This is a genomic window from Gemmatimonadaceae bacterium (genome assembly GCA_037721215.1).
Lineage (GTDB): Bacteria > Gemmatimonadota > Gemmatimonadetes > Gemmatimonadales > Gemmatimonadaceae > UBA4720.
In genome coordinates this window covers 89,751-113,021 of record JBBJNV010000005.1, presented here as the reverse complement: position 1 = coordinate 113,021, position 23,271 = coordinate 89,751, and the positions used below count along the sequence as shown (strand labels likewise).

Here is a 23,271-nt window from a genome sequence, read left to right as displayed (position 1 = left end):
CAGCGCCCAAACTCAATGCCTGATACCTCACGCAGTCCGGTCATAGTCTCCGCAGTACGTACACCCATTGGAAAGTTCCTCGGCGGACTTTCGTCGTTGTCGGCACCCGAGCTTGGTGCTCTCGCCATCAGGGAGGCGCTTCGGCGCGCGAACGTATCCCCCGATGCAGTTGAGGAAGTCATTATGGGCCAGGTGCTGCAGGGCGGCGCGGGACAGGCTCCGGCACGCCAGGCTGCCCTCAAGGCCGGGATCCCCGCAGCCGTTCCGTCGCTGACGGTGAACAAGGTCTGCGGCTCCGGTCTGAAGGCAGTGATGCTCGCAGCACAATCGATCAAGGCGGGGGATAACCAGGTTGTCGTCGCCGGCGGGCAGGAATCGATGTCCAACGCCCCGCATTACGTGTACGGCATGCGCAACGGCGTCAAGCTCGGCGATCAGAAAATGGTTGATGGCATGATAAAGGACGGGCTCTGGTGCTCATCGTGCGACGTTCATATGGGCGGGCATGCTGAGCACACGGCCCGCAAGGCCGGTGTGAATCGTCAGCAGCAGGATGACTTCGCCGTCGAGTCGCATCGCAAGGCGGTTGCTGCCATCGAGAACGGGAAGTTCAGGGATGAGATAGTTGCCGTTGACATCGCCGGACGTAAAGGCAACACCGTAGTGGATACTGACGAAAGCCCGCGCAAGGACGCGACGACAGAAAGTCTCGCGAAGCTCAAAGCGGCATTTCCCGGCAAGGGCGATGCTTCCGACTTATCGGTGACTGCGGGTAATGCTTCGTCACTCAACGATGGTGCATCCGCACTCGTCGTCGTTTCGGAGGACTACGCGCGCACCAACGGCCTCGAGATCCTCGGTCGGATTACTGGTTACGCAACCGGGGGGACCGAGCCGCAGGACTTGTTTTTCGCTCCGATCTTTGCCGTGCAGAATCTGATGACCAAATCGAAGACGCAAATCGGCGACTACGATCTAATTGAAGCCAACGAGGCCTTTGCGTCCCAGGCGCTGGCCAATGGAAGCGGCCTTGAGTGGGACTGGGACCGTGTCAACGTAAATGGTGGCGCAATCGCCCTCGGGCATCCCATTGGTGCCAGCGGGGCTCGTGTCCTCACCACGCTTCTGTACGCAATGAAAGACCGGGGCGCCGCTACCGGTCTGGCGACCCTCTGCCTCGGCGGTGGTAACGCTGTCGCACTCAGCGTCGAACGAGCCGGGTAACGCGTCAGCCCGTAAGCGTCCGCGGGCAGCGGGACACTTGAGAGCAGACTCGCTCCTGTTCACGCCGGAGCGCCGGTTACGCGCGCCCTGGCGGATCCTGATCTTTGTTCTCGCCGCGGTTGTGGGGATGCTCGTTGCCGCTACGGTCGAGGGCATGGTAGTTTCAGGCGCCGCGGCGCTTGGCTACCGGCTTCTGATCACTCAGTGGAGTGCTCCTCTCGGCCTCCTGCTGGCGCATTTGATAGTGCTGAAGTCGGTTGATGGAAGACAGTGGGAATTCGTAGGGCTTCATCGCCGCGCGGCCCGTCCGGCGCTCCTGGCTCAAGGGACAGCGTTGGGCGCGCTGACCATTGGCATTCCGTCGGCCATCCTTCTGTTGACCGGGCAGCTCGACGCTGTGCCTTCGGCACCAGGGAGCTCGCTCGCCGCCGCCGGCGTCACGTTCGCGACACTCCTGCCCGCTGCCTTCAGCGAAGAACTGTTGCTGAGGGGCTACGTCTTCGCGGTGCTGCGGGAGTCCATTGGCTGGCGCTGGACGCTCATCTCGACGAGCGTAGTTTTCGGGCTGTTGCACATTGCCAATCCGGGAGCCAATGGTCAGTCTGTGCTGCTGGTTATGCTTGCCGGCATGTTCCTCGGCGCCATCTTCATTGCCACAGGCAGTCTGTATGCCGCCACTCTTGCCCATTTTGCCTGGAACTGGTTCATGGCCGCAGCGTTGCATACTCCGGTCAGCGGGCTGCCTGTGTCAGCGCCTGATTACCGGGTAGTCGATTCTGGCCCCGACTGGCTGACTGGTGGTGGGTGGGGTCCCGAGGGTGGCATTGCCGCCGCGCTCGGGATGTTCGTTGCACTGATTTACCTGAATTGGCGGCTGATGCGCCGCACGGAGCGATAGCTTGACCGAACGAATCGCGGTGATCGGAGCTGGGCAGATGGGAAACGGAATCGCGCACGTTTTTGCGCAGTCCGGGTTCCCGGTGACGATGATCGATGTATCTCAGCAGGCACTCGACCGGGGACGCAGCAACATCGAGAAGAATCTCGAGAGGCAGGTAAAGAAAGGTGCTATCACCGCCGACGCGACGGCTGGAATCCTGGGCCGGATAAGCCTCTCGCCGTCGCTCGACGCCGCCAGCGATTCGACCCTCGTCATCGAAGCCGCGACGGAGAATGCGGAACTCAAGTTCGGACTGTTCACCCAGCTCGACAAACTGTCCAGTGAGAATACGATTCTCGCGACGAACACCAGTTCGATATCCATCACCGAAATTGCCAGTCGTACGAGCAGGCCGGAAAACGTAGTCGGAATGCACTTCATGAATCCCGTGCCGGTGATGAAGCTCGTGGAGATCATCCGTGGTCTGGCCACATCGGACGATGCCACGAATCGGGTGATCGACTTGAGCCGCCAGCTCGGCAAGACGCCGGTGGAGGTGAACGACTATCCTGGCTTCGTGTCCAACCGGGTGCTCATGCCAATGATCAATGAGGCGGTTTATTGCCTGATGGAAGGCGTCGGCAAGCCGGAGGCAATCGATCAGGTAATGACGCTGGGGATGAACCATCCCATGGGACCCCTTGCATTGGCAGACCTGATTGGCCTCGACACATGCGTCGCAATTCTCGAAGTGCTGCGCGACGGACTTGGAGATCCAAAGTACCGCCCGTGCCCGCTCCTGAAAAAATACGTTGCCGCCGGATGGCTCGGGCGGAAGTCCGGTCGCGGCTTCTATACCTACGGCTGATGGCAAACGATCTGCTTCATCTCACCGAGGAGCAACGCGAGATTCAAAGCCTCGCGCGCGACTTCGCCCGGCAGGAGATCGCACCATTCATAGCTGAATGGGACGAGAATGCGCATTTCGAGCCCACGCTCGTCAAAAAGATGGGAGACCTTGGATTTCTCGGCATGTTGATCCCGGAGGAATACGACGGACTGGGTGTCGATACTGCCACCTACCTCGTCGCGCTGGAGGAGATTGCAACCGTCGATGCGTCGGCAGCAGTGATGATGAGCGTCCACAACTCGCTGCCGACCGGAATGATTTTGAGGTTCGGCAGCGACGAGCAAAAAAATCGGTTTCTCAGGCCGATGGCGCGGGGTGAGCTCCTCGGCGCCTTCGCTCTTTCGGAGCCCGAGGCGGGTTCTGACGCCGCATCCCTCGTTACACAGGCGAAGCTCGATGGGGACTGCTGGGTGCTCAACGGAACCAAGAGCTGGGTTACAAGCGGCAATCACGCGGGCGTGATCCTGACAATGGCGCGGACCGATACCACGGAGAATCGCGCGGGTGCGCGGGGAATCGGCACTTTCATTGTCACTCCCGACCTTCCCGGATTCAGTGTCGGCAAAAAGGAAGACAAGCTTGGATTGCGCTCATCGCCAACAGTTCAGCTTACGTTCGACAACATGAGAGTCCCTGTCGCGAACCTCCTCGGGGAACCGGCGATGGGTTTCATCTATGCAATGCAGTCACTGGAAAACGGGCGGCTCGGCATTGCGGCGCAATCGATTGGAATTGCCCGCGCCGCGCTGGAAGCGGCGACCGCCTATGCCGGCGAACGAAACCAGTTCGGTAGTCCGATCCGCGACTTCCAGGCGATTCAGTTCAAGCTTGCCGACATGGCTACACGTATCGCTGCATCCCGCACACTGTTGCACGCAGCGGCGCACGCGAAAGACCGCGGCGAGAACGTCAAGCAGGCAAGCTCTATGGCCAAGCTGTTTGCCAGTGAGACAGCGATGTTCGCCACCAATCAGGCTGTGCAGATCTTTGGTGGATACGGCTACGTAAAGGATTATCCGGTCGAGCGTCTTTTCAGAGACGCGAAAGTCACCGAGATTTACGAAGGCACTTCGGAAATTCAGCGAATCGTCATCGCCCGGGAGCTGTATGCGAGCGACTGATTTTGACGCAGGCCGGATACACTGCCCACCCGATTCATACCCAGAACGCTTATATGGAAATTTTTGATACACTGTCCGAGATGGGCCACGAAGAAGTGGTCATGGCGAGCGACCCTTCGTGTGGGTATCGCGGGATCATCGCCGTTCACAGCACGGCGCTTGGACCAGCTCTCGGCGGAACCCGGTTCTGGAATTATGAGTCCGACCAGGCGGCGATCACCGGTGCGCTCCGTCTCTCACGGGGGATGACATACAAGAACGCCGTCGCTGGGCTCGATCTGGGAGGAGGGAAATCCGTAATCCTGGGCGACAACCGTACGGAAAACCGTGAGGCAATTTTCCGCGCCCACGGCCGGTTTGTCGAGAGCCTCGGCGGCAGGTATATCACCGCTGAAGATGTCGGCACCGGAACGGCGGACATGGATTTCGTTCACATGGAGACGCAGCATGTGGCGGGCCTGAAAGCGAAATCGGGAGACCCTTCGCCGGTTACGGCGCACGGAGTTTTCCGCGCGATCCAGGCCTCCGCGAAGCACAAATGGGGGTCCGACGACCTGACGGGCAAGGTCGTGGCGATACAGGGTTGCGGGAATGTGGGAAGCTACCTCGCCGCCGAGCTCCACGAGGCCGGCGCCAGGCTTATCGTTTCCGACATCGACCCCGAGCGGACAGCCCGTGTTGCCCGCGACACTGGCGCCGAGGTGGTCCTGGGCGACGCCATCTATAATGCCACTGCAGACATCTTCGCGCCGTGCGCCCTCGGCGGCATCCTCAATGACACGACCATACCGATGCTGAGAGTCGAAATCGTAGCTGGCGGCGCAAACAATCAGCTCCTCGAGGCGCGACACGGAGACGTTCTCGAAGAAAGGGGCATCGACTACGCGCCAGATTACGTTGCCAACGCTGGCGGCGTCATCAATGTGTTTGGCGAAGTCGCGGGCTGGGATTCCGACCGCGCACTCCGCAAGGCGGACGATATTTACGACACAGTCCTGAAAGTTTACGAAATCGCGAGTACCGATGGTATTCCGTCGTACGTGGCTGCTGATCGTCTTGCTGAACGCCGGCTGAGGCTGGTTTCAAAGAAATGGTCCGCTCCGAAATGACAAGCGGAGGGGCGGGTCTGACCGATGACGATCCCGCCACGTCGATTCAGATTGCTTCTGACCATGCCGGGGTCCGTATGAAAGCGAGGATGGTCGCCGAAATGGAACGTATGGGATACCATGTAAATGACATGGGGACGGCTAGCGAAACCGCCAGCGATTATCCTGATTTTGCACATCCGCTTGCGGAAAGTGTATCAAGCGGCAGTGCTGAACGCGGCATCCTGCTGTGCGGCAGCGGTATCGGGGTTGACATCGTTGCCAACCGCTACCCACGCGTTCGCGCGGCACTCTCATGGATGCCGGAGATAGCCGAGCTTTCCAGACGTCACAACGATTCGAATGTACTTGTGGTGCCCGCGAGGTTCGTATCGGAAGATGACGGTGTCGAAATCATGAAACGCTGGCTTGAAACGGACTTCGAGGGCGGGAGGCATGCCCGGCGTGTCGACAAGATCGACCGCGCTGGAACTGAAACCGGTGCTGATGGAGATGGTGATGCAACAGGTTGAGAACGAGCGCTCTCAGATGACGGCGCTCACCGATTACGATCCGGATATCGCAGCTCTCATCCGGCTGGAGGTGGAGCGCCAGCGTCACGGCATCGAGCTCATCGCAAGCGAGAATTTTGTCTCTGAGGCAGTTCTCGAGGCGATGGGAACTCCTCTGACCAACAAGTACGCCGAAGGGCTTCCGGGAAAGCGTTATTACGGTGGTTGCGAGGTCGTCGATCAGATCGAGCAGATTGCGATCAACCGCGCCAGGCAGCTGTTCGACGCGGAACACGCCAACGTTCAGCCCCACTCCGGAGCTCAGGCGAATGCAGCAGTGTATCTCGCGTTTCTCAAACCTGGCGACACAGTGCTTGGCCTCGACCTTTCGCAGGGCGGGCATCTTACCCACGGCTCACCCGTCAACTTTTCGGGATTGCTGTACAACGCCATTCATTACGGCGTGGGCGATGACGGCCGCATCGATTATGCTGCAATGCAGGAGATTGCGCGCCGCGAACGGCCGAAGATGATTATTGCCGGCGCGAGCGCATATGCGCGCATAATCGACTTCGAGCCGTTCGCCGAAGTCGCAAAGGAAATTGGCGCGAAGTTCGTTGTCGACATGGCTCATATCGCTGGTCTCGTAGCGACGGGACTGCATCCTTCGCCTCTTCCGCATGCCGATGCGGTAACGACGACGACGCACAAGACCCTGCGCGGGCCGAGAGGTGGACTGATTCTTTGCAGGCAGGAGCACGCCAAGGCCATCGATAAAGCAATGTTTCCGGGAACACAGGGCGGACCGCTCGAGCACGTGATTGCCGCGAAAGCTGTGTCATTCAAGGAGGCGCTCGATCCATCGTTTGCCGGCTACTGCCGGCAGATCATCGCAAATGCGAAGTCACTCGCCGAGGCGCTCACGGGTAACGGCTTTGAAATCGTTTCGGGCGGCACTGACAACCATCTCATGCTCGTCGATCTGCGGAACAGAGATCTCACCGGAAAGATTGCCGAGAAAGCCCTGGATGCGGCCGGCATAACCGTCAACAAGAACACGGTGCCGAAGGAAACCCAGTCGCCTTTTGTCACCAGTGGTATTCGCATCGGGACACCCGCCGTCACCACGCGGGGAATGAAGGAGCCCGAGATGAAGTTGATCGCAGCGTTGATCGATCGCGTGCTCAGCGCTCCCGGCGATGACGCGCTTTCGCTGCAGGTGAGTGCGGAAGTGCGGGCTTTGATGGAAGGCTTCCCCTTGTATTCCGGCGCATTCACATCGCGGGGAGCTGAAATCGGTGGCTGAGCTGGCTTTTCGCGATGGAGTGATGGACCGGATTCGACTTCGAGAGTCGCGGTATGACGAGCAAGCCTACCTTTTCGTATTGTCGGCGCTCGAATACACTCAGGGCAGGCTGGACGCGCGACGCCACATCTCCGCCGCAGAGCTGGCCGGCTCCTGCCGCGACCTGGCGCTCGAGCGGTACGGCGTCATGTCGCGCATTGTGCTCGAGAAGTGGGGAGTGAATGCCACAATGGACATTGGGGAAATCGTGTTCACGCTGGTCGAGCTCGGATTTCTGGTGAAACAGCCGAACGATACTCGCGAGGAATTTGCCGGAGTGTTCGATTTTGAGCATGCGTTTGAACGCGAGTATCCGTGGAACGCAGCGCCTTCCGCGTGACGCCCTGACGAGGCAAACTCAGCACCGGACACAGCGCGCAGACCGAGGCAGTGGCACGTGACAGTACGTATCGCGACCGCCGCCGAATCGATGGAGTGCGAGATGGCGACCATGGCAACCGGGATCGCCCCCAGAACTCTTATGGAGCGTGCCGGCCAGGCAGCGGCCGAGGCAATCGTCAGCCGGTTTCCTCTCGGTCAGTGGACGCAGGTTACGGTTGCGACCGGCCCCGGTAACAACGGTGGCGATGGATGGATTGTCGCCGGCTTGCTTGCAGCTCGGGGATATCGGGTGCGAGTGGCAGAGGCGGTCAGCGCGCGGTCGCCCGATGCGATCGGCGCGCGGGATCGTGCACTCGCAGCTTGTACCGACTCACCGGGCTCTATTGTCCTTGAAGACAACATCGGATCGTCGCGGCTGATCGTCGATGCACTGCTCGGTACGGGCTCTACCGGGACGCCACAAGGAAAAATTTCTCCGACCATAGAATCCATCAATTCGGCGCATGCAGCCGGGGTTTGGGTAGTTGCGCTCGACGTGCCAAGTGGTGTGAATGCGACGAACGGGAGCGCGGACGGAGCGATCCGGGCTGATCTCACGCTTGCGTTCGGCACTCTCAAACGCGGCCATTTGACGGCGCGCGATTTCTGTGGCGAGGTGCTGGCTCTCGACATCGGGTTGACTGAGAGCCCGGCGATGGCTGCTTTGCCGACGCTGATCGACACCGCCTGGGCACAGTCTCACATCCCCGTCATTCCCTGGACCGCTCACAAGGGTACGCGCAAACGGCTGGCCGTAATCGGCGGCGGCGTGGGAATGGCGGGTGCGGCGCTTCTCGCGGGTCGCGGTGCGCTGCGTTCCGGAATCGGGCTGCTGCATCTCATTGTCAACCGCGAAAACATCGGCCCGGTCCACGCAGGCGTGCCTCAGGCGCTGGTGTCCGCGTGGCCGGAGGTTGCCTCTGATACAGCGCGGGTCGCGGAATCGTCTGACGTCATCGCGATTGGCCCGGGCCTGGGTCGGTCGGATGCGACCCGCGAACTTGTCGAGCGCGTGATGCTGGCCTTCAATGGACCGTTGGTGCTGGACGCCGATGCGCTCAATGTGTTTGAGAATGATGCCGCGTCGCTTGCGACCCTGATCGGGAACAGGCTTGCCATTCTGACCCCTCATCCCGCGGAGCTTGGCCGGTTGCTTGGCACCAGCGTCGACGATGTCCTTGCACGTCGGTTCGATATCGGCATGGAGCTGGCCCGCTCGGTAGGCGCGGTGGTTCTGCTCAAGGGTACGCCAACGGTTGTATTCGTACCGGGCGGCGAGCGGTATGTAATCGCATCCGGAACTGCCGCACTCGCAACCGGCGGAAGCGGCGACATTCTTACCGGGGTTTGTGCCACACTTCTCAGTCAGATGAGCGATGCAGGCGAAGCCGCAGCATGCTCCGCATTCGTCCATGGCCGTGCCGCCGAACTTTGCAACGGCGTGCGCGGCATAACGCTCGACGATGTTCTGGAAGCGATGCCGGCGGCGTGGAACGAGAATGCGACTGAACTGCCCGCAGGAGTTCTTGCAATGCTGGACGCCCGTAAATGACAGCCGACAATAGTGACGAAGCTGTGGCTCCATTGTTTGCGCACACTCTCCGAAACCAGACCTTTCTGCCGCACACGCCCCTAGGAGGAGGTCGCGAATTTGACGCGATCAGACGGCTCCTCGAACGGTGGGGGCCGCGAGCACGCTGCATTGGCGACGATGCCGCAATACTCACCGCAATGGGCGGCATGACTGTCGTGAGCATGGATACAAGTGTCGAGGACGTCCATTTCAGGCGAAACTGGATTACACCCGCCGAAATCGGGTATCGCTCGGCCGCTGCTGCGCTGAGTGACATCGCGGCTATGGGCGCGAAGCCGATCGGAATGCTCGCAGCGCTGACCATACCGGAGTCATGGAGCTCGGCACTTGACGAGATCGGAGACGGGATCGGTGACGCCGGTGCGCGCTGTGATGCTCCTATCCTGGGGGGTGATCTCAGTCGGGGAGACAAGCTTTCACTGACGTTCACAGTGCTCGGCACGGCCGCAAGAACGCTGTGCCGCTCCGGGGCAAGGGCTGGGGATCGGGTTTACATGACAGGTGCGGTAGGCGGATCGCTCGCCGCATTACGTGCTTTTGAGCGCGGCACCGAGCCGCTGCCAGATGCCCGGCGCAGATTTGCGCATCCCGAGCCGAGAATCAGGGAGGCAGCCTGGTTGTCCACAGCAGGTGCTACTGCCGCGATAGATATCTCGGACGGACTGGCCTCCGACCTTGGGCATATCGCTGCGGCGAGCCGCGTTGAGATCTCGATCGATCTGGAACGGATACGAACGATGGCCGGGCTTTTTCCATTTGATGCCGCGAGCAGTGGAGAAGAGTACGAGCTTCTCGCGACCGTCCCCGATGACCTCGATCTAGCCGGATTCGAGCGGGAGTTCGGCATCGAGCTGACGTGGATTGGAACTGTCAGCGCGGGCGCTGCGGCGGTTCGCGTGTTTTTTCAGGGTGAAGAAGTTGAGGCACCGACCGGTTACCTTCATTTCAAGGCAGACCCGCCGCAGTGACAATCCCAAGGCGCGGCGCCGATCCCGATTCATCCCCCAAATGATCATCGTTTCACTGCTGCTCACCCTCATAACGCTTGTTGTTACGCTGGTGGCGACGACGCTGATGGGCACTGCGTGCATCATCGCCCGGCTCGCCGGCGTGAAGGACCGGGAAGGCTCCATTTTTGATCACACGCCCAGGGTATGGTCAAAGATCCTGCTGGCAGCATCGGGCACCCGGGTGGTGCTGCACAATCCGGAGCGCGCGTGGGGCCAGGGACCTCAGGTATTTGTCTCGAACCACATGAGCTGGTTCGACATACCGACGCTGTCAGCCTCGCTCCCGCGGTACAAGTTCGTGGCGAAGGCGGAGCTGTTCAAGTTCCCGGTATTCGGCCCCGCCATTCGGGCGATCGGAATGGTGCCGATCCAGCGGGAGAATCGGAAAGCCGCGTTCGGGGCATACGACGAGGCCGCGGCGAAAATCAGGGAAGGCAACTCGGTCGTTGTATTTCCTGAGGGAACTCGAGGCAGTGAGTATGCGATCAGGCCGTTCAAGAAGGGTCCCTTCGTACTTGCTATCACAGCCGGCGTTCCGGTGGTTCCAGTGCTGACATACGGCACCCGGGAAGTGCTGCCACGAGGATCTTTTCTGATAAGACCGGCGACGGTGCACATTCATTTGCTTGAACCCGTCGTGGTCGAAAATATGGAGTACGCCGCACGTGGCGAGCTCGCGGAAAAGGTGCGAACGCGAATTGTGGAAGCGCTGGCCGAGCACTACGGAATTGAAAGCGTCAGCAGGCCTGCCACCGCAATTGCGGCGAGCGATACAATGCAAACTTCCAACAACGAATCCTGAAACGATGTCAACTATAATTGACGTTCGCGGCCGCGAAATCATCGACAGCCGTGGCAATCCGACAGTAGAGGCCGACGTGACTCTGGCCAGCGGCGCCACTGGGCGGGCGGCGGTGCCCAGCGGCGCCTCGACTGGCGAACATGAGGCGCTCGAGCTGCGCGACGGCGATGCCGATCGCTACCTCGGCAGGGGGGTTCAACTTGCTGTCCAGAGTATCGAAGAGCGGATTGCTCCCGCTCTGAGCGGTCTGATTGCCGCAGATCAGATAGTAATTGACCGGGCGATGATCGAGCTGGATGGGAGTACGAACAAGGGTAAGCTTGGCGCGAATGCAATTCTTGCAGTCTCCATGGCGGTGGCCCGGGCGGCGGCTAATGACATGGGCATGCCGCTCTACCGGTATCTCGGTGGTCCGATGGCTCGCACCCTCCCGGTGCCGATGATGAACATTCTCAACGGCGGTGCGCACGCGACCAATACCGTTGACTTTCAGGAGTACATGATCGTTCCGGTCGGCGCAGATAGTTTTGGTGAAGGTCTGCGAATGGGAACCGAAGTCTTTCACGCGCTGAAGAAAGTTCTTGTAAAGCGCAAACTGTCCACCGGCGTCGGCGATGAGGGCGGGTTTGCTCCCGATCTCGCCAGTGATGAAGACGCGTTGAAAGTAGTTGTCGAAGCGATCGAAGTTGCGGGTTATGCCCCCGGAACGGAGATCGCGATCGCCCTCGACTGCGCGGCATCCGAACTCTTCAAGGGAAAGACCTACACCTTCAAGAAGAGCGGTGCAGGGTCGAAGAGCGCGGATGCAATGATCGAGATGTATACGGCGTGGCTGGACGAATATCCGATTGTGTCGATCGAGGATGGTCTGGCCGAGGACGACTGGGCCGGCTGGGCGAAGCTCACTGCTGCGCTTGGTGACAGACTGCAGCTCGTTGGCGACGATCTTTTCGTCACCAGTACGGAGCGTCTCGCGCGCGGAATCCGGGAAGATGTCGGGAATGCCATTCTTATCAAGCTGAATCAGATTGGCACTCTGACCGAGACGCTCGAGGCTATCGAAATGGCGCGTGCGAACGGCTATCAGTCCATCATCTCGCACCGGTCTGGCGAGACTGAGGACACCTTTATCGCCGACCTGGCAGTTGCGACGGGAGCGGGACAGATAAAAACCGGCTCAGCAAGCCGGACGGATCGTGTCGCGAAGTACAATCAACTTCTGCGAATCGAGGAAGAACTTGGTGACGTTGCCGAGTATCCCGGCGGGGCGATTTACGGGCTTCAGGGATAGCGCGAATCGTGCTGGCGCGCGTCGCTCTGTGGATGATCATGGCGGGTGCGCTTTATTTTGCGCTGCAGGGTGGCGAATGGAGCACCACCGATTTGTGGAAGCAGCGTGCCAGACAGAAGCAGCTGAGCGCAAAGACCGATTCATTGAGCAGGCAGGTGGACAGCATGCGGCGGCTTCTGCGCGCGATACAAAACGACCGGTCGGCGCAGGAGAGAATTGCGCGCGAGCAGTTTGGAATGGTGAAGGGAGACCGGGAGATTCTCTATCGCTTTGGGGCGGCTGCGGATACAGCGCCTCGATGATGCGCGTTGGGCGATTGGACCGCTTGACTTGGCTCCTCTGGCGGGTAGATTCCGACTTCTATCGCGGGGTGGAGCAGCCTGGTAGCTCGTCGGGCTCATAACCCGAAGGTCGCGGGTTCAAATCCCGCCCCCGCCATGATGGAAGTTCCAGCGTGCGGCCGGTCCGAGAGGGCCGGCCGTTTGCGCTTTGCAATGAGGCTTCAGTGGTCGAGAGGTCTTGCTGCACGATGATAAGGGCAGGGTAGCTCAGCTGGCTAGAGCGCACGACTCATAATCGTGAGGTCGAGAGTTCGAGTCTCTCTCCTGCTATTCGTTTCCTGCCGCGACGTAAGCGTGAGGGCTGCGACCCGGGCAGCAGCGGGTTGGGGAACCCGACTTTCCATCAATCCTTGTACGGATCAAATTCTTCCGCACCCGCCATGACGACGATAAGTGGCGTGAGCGTGTGCAGAACTTGAATGGTGTCGCCCTGTTCCCTCAGAACATCGGGCAGGCGGCGGTATGCGTGGGGTGATTCATCCAGTCCGCCCCCGCGGAGAATAACGCCGCGCTCCCTGACCCACTCGTCCATCATTCCCTGCGAAACCAGTCCCGGCGACACGATGCGGGCCTTGGCACCCCAGCCCTTCGTCTTTCCCCGCGCCTGCGTGCGCGACATCACCCGGCCCGCGCCGTGGACCGTGGAGTAAAGTGCACTAGCCTGTGCCGGACTGCTGGACGTACCCCGCACAATTACCGCGTTGTCACCCATCGATCCGCCGATAAACCCTTTCTGGCCGGGGAACGCGGGCGTTGCGCCCTTCCGTACCACGACCAGCGATTCACCGAAGTGATCTTCGCGCCACGCAAAGTTGTGGTGGTTATGGATCAACTCCACCTTCTGGGCGCCGATCATTTCGACAACCTTCCGCGCCACCCATTCGCGACCTGCATATGCGTATTCCCCTGCGAGATTCATCAGCGACCAGTAGTCCGAGCCGATCGGAGAGTCCAGATCGAATATCGCTTCCCGTTTCCCTGACCGGCGTGCCCCACTTTTCGCCGGCGCCGAGCGAGAGAAATCCGGATGCAATCGTATGCCCCAGACCGCGCGAACCGAAATGAACGCCAACCCAGATCGCACCTTCATCGTCCGCGAAAATGTCGACGTAGTGATTGCCGCTGCCCACGGTGCCGAGTTGAGAGCGTGCCTTGTTCCTGAGATTGTGGCCTTGCGCTTCGCGCGGAAGGAGTGACCACGCACCAGATTCGAATAACGAATGATCCGTCGGCGCATCATCGGCGCGATTGGTGCGGCCAACGCCAAACGAGACCGTCCGGGCTATCTCATCGGCCAGCAGGGTCAGGTCCCGGCGATTGTAATTGTGGACGCTGCGGTCAGTGCGTATCGCGGCATTCCCGCATGCGATATCATAGCCCACGCCGGGTACGGACACCTGGTTGCGGAAGGCAGCCACACCACCGATTGGCATGATGTAACCGACATGGCCGTCGGCCATCAATGCTGCGTAAGCGGCCCGTGAGGCTACATCGTGCAGCTGGGCCAGCGTTTTTTCGTCATGTGTACCGAAAATCGCCGTGACGTTCGCAGTCATCCGTGGTCCTGGGCAGGGCCTAGGTGCGCTTCAGCGAATCCAGTGTAGCCTTTGCCGCGCGTGGGTGTAGTGGATCGAAAGATGGATTAACGGCAAGGGCACGCGTCAGATAGTATCGGGCGCGCGGGTTGTCACCCAACGCGCGCTCTACCATTCCCGCATGATAGAAGAGCAGACCGTCGCGTGTACCCATCCGCAGCGCGCGCGACATCGCAGCCCGTGCCTCCATGTTCTTTCCCTGTTTGTGCAGCGCCCAGGCAAGCAGATCATACCCGTACACATCCGGACGGGTAGCCAGTTCCTCCCGGGCTTTTGCCTCGATGACAGCAGCATCCCTGCCATGGTCGAGCAGGAATAGACCAGTCGCCCGATGGAATGCGCCGGGCTGGCCCGACACGGCAACCTCCATCGTGCGGTAGTACTCCTCTGCCTTGGTTGAATCGCCGAGACTGGCGTGTGCTTCGCCGATAATCCCAAGCGTTGCAGGGTCGAGGACAAGCGCAATAGTGCTGTCACCGAGCTTGACGGCCCGGCGCCAATCATTTCTCAACGCCGCCAGACGCGTTTGAGCTGCAAGAATCCGATAATCGCTGGGAAGAATTGCACTTGCCGCATCGAGAGCCTCGCCGGCACCACGGAGGCGACCGTTACGCATCTCGATGTCGGCCAACCGCAAACGGAACCAGGCCGCGTGCTCCCGCTTCAGGTGGGGAGTAGAGTCGGCGAGCGCAATCGTTCGCAGGATAAGCCTGCGTGCGGCGTCGTTACTTCCCTGAACCTCGAGCCAACGCGCAATCCGGGGAGCAATTCCAAGCGTTCCCCGTGACTCGGCGCTCAACGAATCGAAAGCTGCACGCGCGCCATCGTAATCACCTGCCTCCAGACTCACCTCTCCCAGAAGGGCAAGGTAATGGTCGAAGTCAGGGTCTCCACGAGATTGTTGCACGAGCAGCTGCGCGATTTCGCGAGCCTCGGCGAACCGGTGCTGTTCGACCAGGCTGTTGGCGAGGATCATATTCGTCGCGACGTTGTGGGCGGTTCGGAGCGCAAGCGACCTGCGTGCCAGCGTCTCTGCCCGAAGAACATCGGAGTAATCTCCGGTCTCCCGCGCGCGCTGCAGATAAAGTGCGGCGAGCTTTGCCCGATCTGTCGCGCTCAGCGTGTCATTCGCCGCACGACGTTCGTAGAACACGATGTCCTGTTCGAGCGCGGCAAACTCGGCAGCCGCCGCACCAAGGCCTGTATTCGATGAGCCGCGGCCAGCGGCCGTGAGACTCTCCACGGCCCACCAACCGGTTAGCCCGGCGCCAACGACGGCAGCAAACAACATTGCCTTGCTTCGATTAGTCATATGGCGATCCTAGATGCGACTTGGCCGGTTGCCCTCATTGCTTTGAGGACAACCGGCCATACCGATGCTCCGGTTCGCAACCCTTATACTTGACGCCCCGCTAGTTGCGGGCGGCGAAGTACGGGAAGTTCGCCAGGAACGCCTTGTCGTTGGCATCGACGTTGTCGGTGCACAGCGGCAGCTGGAACGGAGCGCACGAAGCGCCACGCGGGTCAAGCAGCGAGCTGAATACCGCGACCAGCGAAATGTCTACAACATCGTCAGACAGCTTCCGCCCGCCCCAGCCGTTGGCAAGCGCAATTGACTGGTAACCAGCGGTCTCTTCCGGCTGGAGAGTGTTGACCATGATCATATCCGGGTACAGCAGACCGGCAACCGTCGCGGCGTAGTCTGCCGGACGACCAGCAACGTCCCGGATAAACGCCTCCGTCTCCGGGCGGAACTCTGCCTCGTTGTAAGGCATCGTTCTGTCATACAGGACGTGTCGTGCCTTCACGATCGTCACTTCCTGCACGAGCGGGTTTCCAAGCTGCTCGACCTGGCGAAAGGTCGTCTGGGCCTGCACTGCGGCGGACACGTCTGGTCCGGCAATGTTGTCAGGCTGCTTGGTGCCTTCGCTGCAGCCGACGGCCACCAAAGCCAGCATCATAGCGGCCCCGGCCCGATTTTTCTTGCTCGACATTATTGTTGCTCCTTATCTGGGTATCTGGGATGGGCTGCTTAGAGGGCAGTGTTGCGGCTGGTAGTCGCCCAGACGCCGAAGCGAGGACGCGAGCCACCCGCGGTGAGCAGTTCCTTGGGAACTTCGATAGCGATCGACAGACCGTTGAAGCCGGCGATGAAATCAGGGGCCGGTTTTTCACGGAACGACGTCGCGTTCTGTTCGTTGGGCAGACTTGCCAGCGGCTCCGCAAACGCAGGCTTGCGATCGGGAACAATGCGGAAGAACTGTTCGAGATCGATGAAGAACGGATCTTCGGTCGCGCCCGCGAAAACCTGAATACCATCGGCCGAGCCGAGCAGCGTGTTGACGGGGCCGGTGGCGACGATGGGCGAAGTCAGGAGCGTTGCGTGGACGGTACCCGCTGCGTTGCCGACTTCATTCGGGGCAACCGGGCCCCTGACAGTGACGATCTGCGCGTTTCTCGGACCGGTGAACGTGATCTGGAAAACGAGATCTTCCTGGAGATCCTGATTGTTGTCGATCTTGATCTGATAGAGCTCTTCGCTGATATCTCCGAATGCGTGGGTGTCTGTCTGCGCCGGCGAAAGTGGCGAGCTGGTGGTTACCAGCAGGGAAACACGGTTTGGCTTTCCTGGAAAAACCCAGACATCGGTGATGTCGAATCTCGGGTTTACTTCCGTTACAACTGTCTGCTGGTGATCAGACGCCATAAGCGTCCCGCCGGCTACTGTCGCCAGCATGCCTGCCGCCAGCGCCGGCACGATCAGATCGCGCCTGGTAATCCGTACTTTCATCGCGTCTCCTGCGTACAAAAAGGTTTTGAAAAGGGAGGCATTTTCGCGGACCCTCCCGGTGCCCGTAATACCGTCGTCGAACCGAACATTTCCATCAACAACTTAATACGACACACTGTAGCCGTCCGGATTCATGCCAGGGAAACCATTCCAAAAGCAGGCCGGAATCGAACGATTCTCACAAGTTTGGATGTTCAGAAGGCATGTTCCGCGCCACCGGCCTTGAAAACGCCGGAAAACCGGTAATGATCATGCCACAACGCACCTGCCTCGCGTTTCCCTGAAATATCCGTACAGGAAGCAACGATATATTTATGCTTCAGGCACACCGCAACGCAAGGCCTTCTGATAACTCACCCGCGGACGTAAATACCTTCAGCCCCACACATGAATCACAGCCCCCGCAAATGCCCCAGCCAGCTGCTGACGAATGACATTTCCCCCGGACGATCTGGCCGGCGAGTCCGCAACAACTGCAAAAATACGGGCTGCGCTACTTGCAATTCTGCTGCTCGGAATGGTTGGAATTCTTGTCGAACTTTTTCTGATGGAACACACTGATGGCCTCTGGCAGATCGTCCCGATTGCGCTCCTAGTTTGCGGAATCTGTGCCGCAGGCGCGCACGCCGTTACCCGCACACACAGAAATGCCATCAGAGTGTTGCAGGGGGTAATGGTCGTCTTCGTGGTGAGCGGCTTCGCCGGAATGATTCTGCATTACTCGGGAAATGTTGAGTTCGAGCGCGAGATGAATCCGGAGACAGGTGGACTCGGTCTGATAAAGGAAGCGCTCATGGGGGCGACCCCAGCGCTCGCGCCGGGGACGATGATCCAGCTCGGTCTGCTCGGGCTCGCGTCAACCTATCGGCACCCCGCCACCGGTCGCCGATGAGCTCAACTGACAGGCGTGTACGGCGACTGGTCATGCATGCCTATGCCAACGTGCCCTACTATCGGCGCCTGTTCGACGAAAACGGGATACGTGCTCACAAGATTCGCGGGGCAGACGATCTGCAGGTAATCCCGATCAGCAACAAAAAGGATCTGCAGCGCGACCCCGGAGCCTTCATGGCGCAGGGACTCGAAAGTGCATCGCTTGTGCGGCACACGACAAGCGGGTCAACGGGGCAACCGGTCGCAATCTTCAACTCGATTGCCGAACAGCACGCGGTGAATGTTGGCAGATGGCGCCTCGCCTACTACTACGGAACGCGGCCAGGCGCGCGCTCGGCCTGGGTGGCCATCACGCGGCCGTCACTGCGACTGGAGGGACGCGCGCTCCGTGTGCTTACCGCCTCCCGGATGTACCACCAGACAAGAATCAGCTGCCTGCTGCCACCAGCAGAGATACTCCGGCAGTTGCGGGCATTCTCGCCTAGCGCCATCAACGGGTTTCCAGGTGTCATCGCGCAAGTAGCGCGACTCGCGCTCGATGACGGCGGCAGTGAAGTACGTCCACGGTATGTAGGGGTGGGAGGCGAGGTTCTGACAGCAGCCATGCGACAGACAATCGCCACGGCGTTCAATGCACCGGTTTACGATGTTTATGCATCTCACGAGCTGGGGGTGACGGCTTTCCAGTGCCGCAGCGAAAAGCTGTATCACATCCGACAGCGCGCGGTGGTTACTGAGGTGGTTGAAGGCAACCAGGGAGCGGCAGAAGGACGCAACGGCGAGTTGATTGGAACGAATCTGAACGCGTTCACCATGCCGTTCATTCGCTACCGCATCGGCGATGTGGTGACGAAAGGTCCGGCACGCTGCGCGTGTGGCGCCCATTCCCCCACGCTTGCGAGAATCGACGGTCGAGCCCTCGATTACTTCCGGCTTCCCGATGGCAGACTGCTGCATCCCTTTTCATTCAACCTGGGTCTCACCCCGTGGATCAGGAACTTTTCAATGATCCAGGAACGGATCGATCTCATCACTGCCTACGTGGTCGCATCATCCGAGCAAACCGGCGAACAGGTGACGGAGGTCGAGCGATCTGTGCGAAGCGTACTGGGACCGGGTGTCGCCTTCCACATGAAATTCGTCGATAGCATCTCGCCCTCGGCCAGCGGGAAATTCCGGCCGTATGCCGGGTTGGCGTCCCCGGTGTCCGCCGATGAGTGACACTGGACACGCTGCTGGTACACGCGGCGCGCGTCGACAGCGGGCGCTTCGATGACCCCCGCTCGGGAGTTGCAACCCACGGCGGCCGCGATGCCTTCCGGCATTATCGAAGCGATGAGTCGCATGAAGGACACGAACGTTTTTGTGCATGGCGTGACCTCGATTGGCAATCTGGCCGGTGTAAATCTCGACGATGAAGAATCACACCGCGCGCTGTTCCTCGCTGGTGAGCAGGACATCGTCGTTGTGCCATCCGCAGTCGACCGCGACTTCCTGGACTACATGCTGGAACTCGGTATGACGCCGCCGATCGACAGGATCGTCGTCGCGTCAGACGGCGCCGCCCCGTCACCGAACGGTTCGATGGCTGAAACTCTCATGTCAAACCCGGGCGCACTCTCGCGTCTCGGGACGATGTGCGGCGCATCGGCGGTAGTCCTCAACCCGTTCATTGCGACCGAAGTCGAATGGCGCCTCGCCGACGCTCTCGGAGCGACGATCGGCCGTTCTGTGCGGGTAATCGGCGCACCCCCCGACCGGGTCAGAAACGCAAACATGAAGCATGTCATTCGTGAGCGTGCTGCCCAGTGCGGAGTTCCAGTGGCGCCTGCGGCGGTGGTGCGAATGCGGCATGGGTCTCAGTCGGCCGACCAGGCACGACTTTCAGCGACATTGGCTGAGTGCCTTAGAGTAAGTGGCCGCGTTGTCGTCAAAGGTTCTTTCGGTGCGTCCGGTTCGTCGACGTTCATCGTCGAAGCCGATCGCGATATCGCCGCCTGTACGCAGCTCATCGCCAACCGGGAAGACAACGACATCTACATCGTCGAGCCTTTCTTCGACGTGATTTGCTCACCCAATGTCGTCATGTGGATCGATCCCGAAAGTGGCGACATCTCCTGTGTGAGTGTCAACGATCAGAGAGTGGACGGCCGCCTCGTTTTTGCGGGAAGCGTATTTCCGACAGTCGCATCGTTGCTGCCAGCGATGATCGATTCCGCTGCAAGGCTTACGAACGCTCTGAAGGAGGAAGGATTTTCAGGCGCCGCAGGTTTCGATTTCTGCGAGTATGAAAACAGCCAGACGGGCGTGCGGGAATATTTCCTGTCGGAACTGAACGCGCGTATCAACGGCGGTATGTACGCAACTGCGCTCATGGAGCGGGTAAATGGCATTCAGACGCAGCGCGGACTGAATCCCGTAACTGCGTTTCGCTCGGTCAATATCTTTGTCCCGCCGACCAACTTTGCCACCGTTCGGCAGCGATGCGGAGGGTTGATGTTCGACGGCGTTCGGGGGACTGGCGTGATACCATTCAACCCGGGGCGGCTGGCCGCGGGAAAGGTCACAGTTGCATGTATCGGGGCGGATGCTGGAACCGTCGAAGAACTGCTGACCGGCGTGCGAGAGGTGTTCAACTGATCGCACGTTATCAGAGTTGTTCGCCGGGCGTTCGTATTGATCCTCAACAGGTAGCATGCATATCGTCATGGGCCATCCAGACCCGCTAGCTTGACTATCCGGTCAGCAAGCCCGCGTGTCCGGGCAACATCTCTCTGACCGATCGGACCACCCGCATGGAAGACCAAACCGACAACGCCAACGGCTTCATCGCCCTCGGTATTGCCGATTCGATAGCCGGCACACTCAACGTGCTCGGATATGAAGAACCCACTCCCATCCAGCGCGAAGCGATACCGCCGCTCCTCGCAGGGCGCGACCTGCTTGGCCAGGCGGCTACGGGAACCGGCAAGACCGCCGCATTCGCGATTCCAATTCTCCAGCGCATTGCTGCCGATCCGGCACGAATTGCATCCAGACCGCTCGTAAGTGCTCTGATACTCGTGCCGACGCGGGAACTTGCGATGCAGGTGGCGGAAGCAGTTCACAAGTACGGACGGGCTTTTGGAGCGCGCGTGCTGCCGATATATGGGGGCCAATCCATTCACCAGCAGCTCACCGTCCTGCGTCGCGGGGTCGATGTCGTCGTGGCAACACCGGGACGTGCCCTCGATCACATCAAGCGCAGCACGCTGGACCTGAGCCATGTGAAAACCGTGGTGCTGGATGAGGCCGACGAAATGCTGGACATGGGCTTCGCCGAAGATCTCGACGCAATTCTCGATGCAACTCCAAAGGAGCGGCAAACCGCACTGTTCTCGGCGACGATAGCACCCCGAATCAAGTCGATCGCGAAAAAGCATCTCCGCGAACCGGCGAACGTAAAAATTGCCGGCGAGCGCGCAGTAGCCGGCACGCTTCCAAAAGTGCGTCAGGTTGCGTACATGGTACAACGGCAGCAGAAGCCAGCCGCGTTGGGCCGGGTGCTCGACGTCGAGAACCCGACGTCGGCAATCGTGTTTTGCCGCACCCGCACAGAGGTGGATGAACTCACCGAGACTCTTAACGGACGAGGCTACCGGGCGGAGGCTATCCATGGGGGGTTGTCGCAGGAACAGCGTGACCGGGTGATGCGCAGATTTCGTGAGGGCGGGGTGGAGCTGCTCGTTGCGACTGATGTTGCGGCCCGCGGCCTGGACATCGGGCATCTGTCGCATGTCGTGAATTTCGATGTGCCGTCGTCTCCCGATGCTTACGTGCACCGGATCGGGCGCACCGGCCGGGCCGGCAGGGAAGGGGTAGCCATCACGCTCGTCGAGGCCCGCGAGACGCGGATGCTGCGCAACATCGAGCAGCACACCAAGCAGAAGATCCGGATTGAGACGGTTCCGACCATTCTCGACCTCAAGGCGCGCCGGTTGGAAGCAACGCGGGCGTTGCTGCGCACAGCGGCGGGTTCGGAAGGTCTCGAGCCTTACAGGGCGATTGTAGAATCGCTCGCCACCGACCTCGATGTAATGGATGTTGCGGCCGCCGCGGTGAAACTTGCCCATGAAGCGTCAGCGGGTCCGGCAGGTAATGAGGATGACGTAGTTCCGGTGGCCGCGCACGCCGAGCGCGTCAAAGGGCTTGGCAGCAGCAAGCCATTGCGAAAGCGTGAGGATTACGACGCGACGGCGAGCGGGAAAGCCTCAAAGCGCGGTGCGGCCAGAGAAGATGCGTTGGCAGCTGGCAGACCCGGTGGCAAACCCGGCGCAAAACGGAGGGGCACGCGTCTTTACGTGGGCGTGGGACGGCGGACAGGAATTCGGCCGGCAGACCTCGTCGGTGCAATTGCGAACGAGGCCGGCATATCCGGCCGGGACATCGGGACCATTGAAATGGGCGACGGGTTTTCGCTGGTCGAGGTGCCCGAAGAATCTGTGGACGCTATCATCGGTGCGCTCACCGGAGCAAAGATTCGCGGACAGAAAATCACCGTACGGCGCGAGCGGGAGCTGACCACAGGCAGAAAGCCGGGGAAAGTAGGCCGGGGCTGACCGTTGCGGATCGACGTGTCTCGCGTGCATCGTGACCGCATGACAGCACATCCTGCAGAGCAGCCTTCTCAGCCGGCGGCACCTGACACCGACGAAGTTGCAGAGGCGGTTGGCCCGTGGATATGCCGCCTCGCTCGCGTCGGCTACGCCTCCAAAGGTGTGGTCTACGTGGTCATGGGATCGCTTGCCGCGCTTGCGGTCGCTGGCCTCGGCGGGCAGACCACAGATGGCAGAGGCGTTGTATCGATGATACTTCAACAGCCTTTTGGACGCATCATCGTTGCGTTGTCGGTCGTCGGGCTGCTGGGTTACGCGGTGTGGAGATTTATCGCCGCCTGGCGTGACACTGAGCACCGCGGCAAGGCCTTCAAGGGCGTCGCGCTGAGGCTGGGGCAGGCCGGAAGCGGCATCATCGCGGTCGGGCTCGCAATTCAGGCCTGGCGGGTGGTGAACGGTGACATCGGCGAGAGCCAGACGACGCGGGAATGGACCGTTCGCTTCCTTGCTGCCCCGGCGGGGCGCTGGCTGGTTGCAACCGGGGGCGTCATGGTGATTGCATACGCATTGTTCCAGTTCCGGAAAGCATTTGCGCGCGACGTCAACAAGCATCTTCATCTCTATCGGATTGACGATCACTGGCACGGCTGGATTTCCAAAATGTCGAGGTTTGGGCTCGCTGCGCGCGGGGTAGTATTTCTCGTAATCGGCTGGTTTATCGTGATCGCGGCAGTCAAATACAGCGGAAGGCCGGTGAAGGGAATCGATGGGGCGCTCGATACCGTTGGACGCCTTCCCTACGGGCGTGCCTTGCTTGGGGTAGTCGCTTTCGGGCTCGTTGCCTACGGATGCATGCAGCTCGTCAACGCACGATGGCGCCGCGTAGAGGTCGATTGA

At 60.3% G+C, this 23,271-nt stretch carries 23 protein-coding genes and 2 tRNA genes; 20 read left to right on the top strand and 5 right to left on the bottom strand.

Features of this window, described 5'->3' with window-relative positions; translation table 11 throughout:
• Positions 1–15 precede the first annotated feature (15 nt).
• The 15 genes from WKF55_03850 to WKF55_03780 all read left to right on the top strand — a co-directional run bounded on the left by WKF55_03850 (position 16) and on the right by WKF55_03780 (position 12,769).
• On the top strand, positions 16–1,224 hold the full coding sequence (locus tag WKF55_03850; GenBank protein MEJ7758709.1) for an acetyl-CoA C-acetyltransferase: 1,209 nt from the start codon (positions 16–18) through the stop codon (positions 1,222–1,224).
• A 37-nt stretch (positions 1,225–1,261) separates the two neighbouring features.
• Positions 1,262–2,122 carry a type II CAAX endopeptidase family protein gene (locus WKF55_03845; GenBank protein MEJ7758708.1) on the top strand — a complete coding sequence of 287 codons (861 nt, stop codon included), beginning with the start codon at positions 1,262–1,264 and terminating at the stop codon, positions 2,120–2,122.
• Between the two features lies 1 nt (position 2,123).
• Positions 2,124–2,972, top strand: a complete 849-nt coding sequence (locus WKF55_03840) for a 3-hydroxybutyryl-CoA dehydrogenase (GenBank protein MEJ7758707.1) — start codon at positions 2,124–2,126, stop codon at positions 2,970–2,972.
• On the top strand, positions 2,972–4,135 hold the full coding sequence (locus WKF55_03835; GenBank protein MEJ7758706.1) for an acyl-CoA dehydrogenase family protein: 1,164 nt from the start codon (positions 2,972–2,974) through the stop codon (positions 4,133–4,135). The genes WKF55_03840 and WKF55_03835 overlap by 1 nt, the downstream gene beginning before the upstream one ends.
• Before the next feature lie 53 nt (positions 4,136–4,188).
• Entirely contained in the window at positions 4,189–5,244 is a 1,056-nt protein-coding gene (locus WKF55_03830) for a Glu/Leu/Phe/Val dehydrogenase (protein ID MEJ7758705.1), read from the top strand.
• The gene (locus WKF55_03825; GenBank protein ID MEJ7758704.1) at positions 5,226–5,756 is read left to right on the top strand and encodes an RpiB/LacA/LacB family sugar-phosphate isomerase; all 531 of its coding nucleotides are present in this window, start codon (positions 5,226–5,228) and stop codon (positions 5,754–5,756) included. The genes WKF55_03830 and WKF55_03825 overlap by 19 nt, the downstream gene beginning before the upstream one ends.
• Positions 5,689–7,041 carry a serine hydroxymethyltransferase gene (gene glyA, locus WKF55_03820; GenBank protein ID MEJ7758703.1) on the top strand — a complete coding sequence of 451 codons (1,353 nt, stop codon included), beginning with the start codon at positions 5,689–5,691 and terminating at the stop codon, positions 7,039–7,041. The genes WKF55_03825 and glyA overlap by 68 nt, the downstream gene beginning before the upstream one ends.
• Positions 7,034–7,420, top strand: coding sequence for a Minf_1886 family protein (locus WKF55_03815; GenBank protein MEJ7758702.1), 387 nt, complete (start codon positions 7,034–7,036; stop codon positions 7,418–7,420). The genes glyA and WKF55_03815 overlap by 8 nt, the downstream gene beginning before the upstream one ends.
• Positions 7,421–7,477: 57 nt before the next feature.
• Complete coding sequence (locus WKF55_03810) at positions 7,478–9,013, top strand: NAD(P)H-hydrate dehydratase (GenBank protein MEJ7758701.1); 1,536 nt, start codon at positions 7,478–7,480, stop codon at positions 9,011–9,013.
• Positions 9,010–10,023 (top strand): thiamine-phosphate kinase, encoded by a 1,014-nt coding sequence (thiL, locus tag WKF55_03805; protein MEJ7758700.1) that lies wholly within the window; start codon positions 9,010–9,012, stop codon positions 10,021–10,023. The genes WKF55_03810 and thiL overlap by 4 nt, the downstream gene beginning before the upstream one ends.
• 40 nt (positions 10,024–10,063) lie before the next feature.
• Positions 10,064–10,867, top strand: a complete 804-nt coding sequence (locus WKF55_03800) for a lysophospholipid acyltransferase family protein (GenBank protein ID MEJ7758699.1) — start codon at positions 10,064–10,066, stop codon at positions 10,865–10,867.
• A gap of 4 nt (positions 10,868–10,871) precedes the next feature.
• Complete coding sequence (eno, locus tag WKF55_03795) at positions 10,872–12,158, top strand: phosphopyruvate hydratase (GenBank protein ID MEJ7758698.1); 1,287 nt, start codon at positions 10,872–10,874, stop codon at positions 12,156–12,158.
• Positions 12,159–12,166: 8 nt separating this feature from the next.
• Positions 12,167–12,460 (top strand): septum formation initiator family protein, encoded by a 294-nt coding sequence (locus WKF55_03790; GenBank protein ID MEJ7758697.1) that lies wholly within the window; start codon positions 12,167–12,169, stop codon positions 12,458–12,460.
• A gap of 62 nt (positions 12,461–12,522) precedes the next feature.
• Positions 12,523–12,596 (top strand) — tRNA-Met (locus tag WKF55_03785).
• A 99-nt stretch (positions 12,597–12,695) separates the two neighbouring features.
• Positions 12,696–12,769, top strand: a tRNA-Met gene (locus tag WKF55_03780).
• Positions 12,770–12,842: 73 nt separating this feature from the next.
• On the opposite strand, the gene WKF55_03775 is transcribed toward WKF55_03780, so the two are convergent.
• The 5 genes from WKF55_03775 to WKF55_03755 all read right to left on the bottom strand — a co-directional run bounded on the left by WKF55_03775 (position 12,843) and on the right by WKF55_03755 (position 16,885).
• Entirely contained in the window at positions 12,843–13,418 is a 576-nt protein-coding gene (locus WKF55_03775; GenBank protein ID MEJ7758696.1) for an RtcB family protein, read from the bottom strand.
• A complete protein-coding gene (locus tag WKF55_03770) occupies positions 13,321–14,055 on the bottom strand; it encodes an RtcB family protein (protein MEJ7758695.1) in 735 nt (244 codons plus the stop codon). The genes WKF55_03775 and WKF55_03770 overlap by 98 nt, the downstream gene beginning before the upstream one ends.
• Before the next feature lie 19 nt (positions 14,056–14,074).
• Entirely contained in the window at positions 14,075–15,406 is a 1,332-nt protein-coding gene (locus WKF55_03765) for a tetratricopeptide repeat protein (protein ID MEJ7758694.1), read from the bottom strand.
• A gap of 100 nt (positions 15,407–15,506) precedes the next feature.
• Positions 15,507–16,088, bottom strand: a complete 582-nt coding sequence (locus WKF55_03760; GenBank protein MEJ7758693.1) for a DUF4331 family protein — start codon at positions 16,086–16,088, stop codon at positions 15,507–15,509.
• Positions 16,089–16,126: 38 nt separating this feature from the next.
• Complete coding sequence (locus WKF55_03755) at positions 16,127–16,885, bottom strand: DUF4331 family protein (GenBank protein MEJ7758692.1); 759 nt, start codon at positions 16,883–16,885, stop codon at positions 16,127–16,129.
• 430 nt (positions 16,886–17,315) lie between these two features.
• Here WKF55_03755 and WKF55_03750 point away from each other — a divergent pair, with 430 nt between their 5' ends.
• From WKF55_03750 to WKF55_03730, 5 genes are all read left to right on the top strand, one after another.
• Positions 17,316–17,777 carry a hypothetical protein gene (locus tag WKF55_03750; GenBank protein MEJ7758691.1) on the top strand — a complete coding sequence of 154 codons (462 nt, stop codon included), beginning with the start codon at positions 17,316–17,318 and terminating at the stop codon, positions 17,775–17,777.
• Entirely contained in the window at positions 17,774–19,000 is a 1,227-nt protein-coding gene (locus tag WKF55_03745; protein MEJ7758690.1) for a hypothetical protein, read from the top strand. The genes WKF55_03750 and WKF55_03745 overlap by 4 nt, the downstream gene beginning before the upstream one ends.
• A gap of 90 nt (positions 19,001–19,090) precedes the next feature.
• Entirely contained in the window at positions 19,091–20,419 is a 1,329-nt protein-coding gene (locus tag WKF55_03740) for an ATP-grasp domain-containing protein (GenBank protein ID MEJ7758689.1), read from the top strand.
• 155 nt (positions 20,420–20,574) lie between these two features.
• Positions 20,575–22,377, top strand: a complete 1,803-nt coding sequence (locus WKF55_03735; protein ID MEJ7758688.1) for a DEAD/DEAH box helicase — start codon at positions 20,575–20,577, stop codon at positions 22,375–22,377.
• 39 nt (positions 22,378–22,416) lie between these two features.
• Positions 22,417–23,271 (top strand): DUF1206 domain-containing protein, encoded by an 855-nt coding sequence (locus WKF55_03730; GenBank protein ID MEJ7758687.1) that lies wholly within the window; start codon positions 22,417–22,419, stop codon positions 23,269–23,271.

Coding starts and splice junctions, on each gene's coding strand:
- WKF55_03850 (MEJ7758709.1), top strand. CDS start 16: ATGCCTGATACCTCACGCAGTCCGGTCATAGTCTCCGCAGTACGTACA.
- WKF55_03835 (MEJ7758706.1), top strand. CDS start 2,972: ATGGCAAACGATCTGCTTCATCTCACCGAGGAGCAACGCGAGATTCAA.
- WKF55_03830 (MEJ7758705.1), top strand. CDS start 4,189: ATGGAAATTTTTGATACACTGTCCGAGATGGGCCACGAAGAAGTGGTC.
- WKF55_03825 (MEJ7758704.1), top strand. CDS start 5,226: ATGGTCCGCTCCGAAATGACAAGCGGAGGGGCGGGTCTGACCGATGAC.
- thiL (MEJ7758700.1), top strand. CDS start 9,010: ATGACAGCCGACAATAGTGACGAAGCTGTGGCTCCATTGTTTGCGCAC.
- WKF55_03800 (MEJ7758699.1), top strand. CDS start 10,064: ATGATCATCGTTTCACTGCTGCTCACCCTCATAACGCTTGTTGTTACG.
- eno (MEJ7758698.1), top strand. CDS start 10,872: ATGTCAACTATAATTGACGTTCGCGGCCGCGAAATCATCGACAGCCGT.
- WKF55_03775 (MEJ7758696.1), bottom strand. CDS start 13,418: ATGAATCTCGCAGGGGAATACGCATATGCAGGTCGCGAATGGGTGGCG.
- WKF55_03770 (MEJ7758695.1), bottom strand. CDS start 14,055: ATGACTGCGAACGTCACGGCGATTTTCGGTACACATGACGAAAAAACG.
- WKF55_03765 (MEJ7758694.1), bottom strand. CDS start 15,406: ATGACTAATCGAAGCAAGGCAATGTTGTTTGCTGCCGTCGTTGGCGCC.
- WKF55_03760 (MEJ7758693.1), bottom strand. CDS start 16,088: ATGTCGAGCAAGAAAAATCGGGCCGGGGCCGCTATGATGCTGGCTTTG.
- WKF55_03755 (MEJ7758692.1), bottom strand. CDS start 16,885: ATGAAAGTACGGATTACCAGGCGCGATCTGATCGTGCCGGCGCTGGCG.
- WKF55_03750 (MEJ7758691.1), top strand. CDS start 17,316: ATGACATTTCCCCCGGACGATCTGGCCGGCGAGTCCGCAACAACTGCA.
- WKF55_03745 (MEJ7758690.1), top strand. CDS start 17,774: ATGAGCTCAACTGACAGGCGTGTACGGCGACTGGTCATGCATGCCTAT.
- WKF55_03740 (MEJ7758689.1), top strand. CDS start 19,091: ATGCCTTCCGGCATTATCGAAGCGATGAGTCGCATGAAGGACACGAAC.
- WKF55_03735 (MEJ7758688.1), top strand. CDS start 20,575: ATGGAAGACCAAACCGACAACGCCAACGGCTTCATCGCCCTCGGTATT.
- WKF55_03730 (MEJ7758687.1), top strand. CDS start 22,417: ATGACAGCACATCCTGCAGAGCAGCCTTCTCAGCCGGCGGCACCTGAC.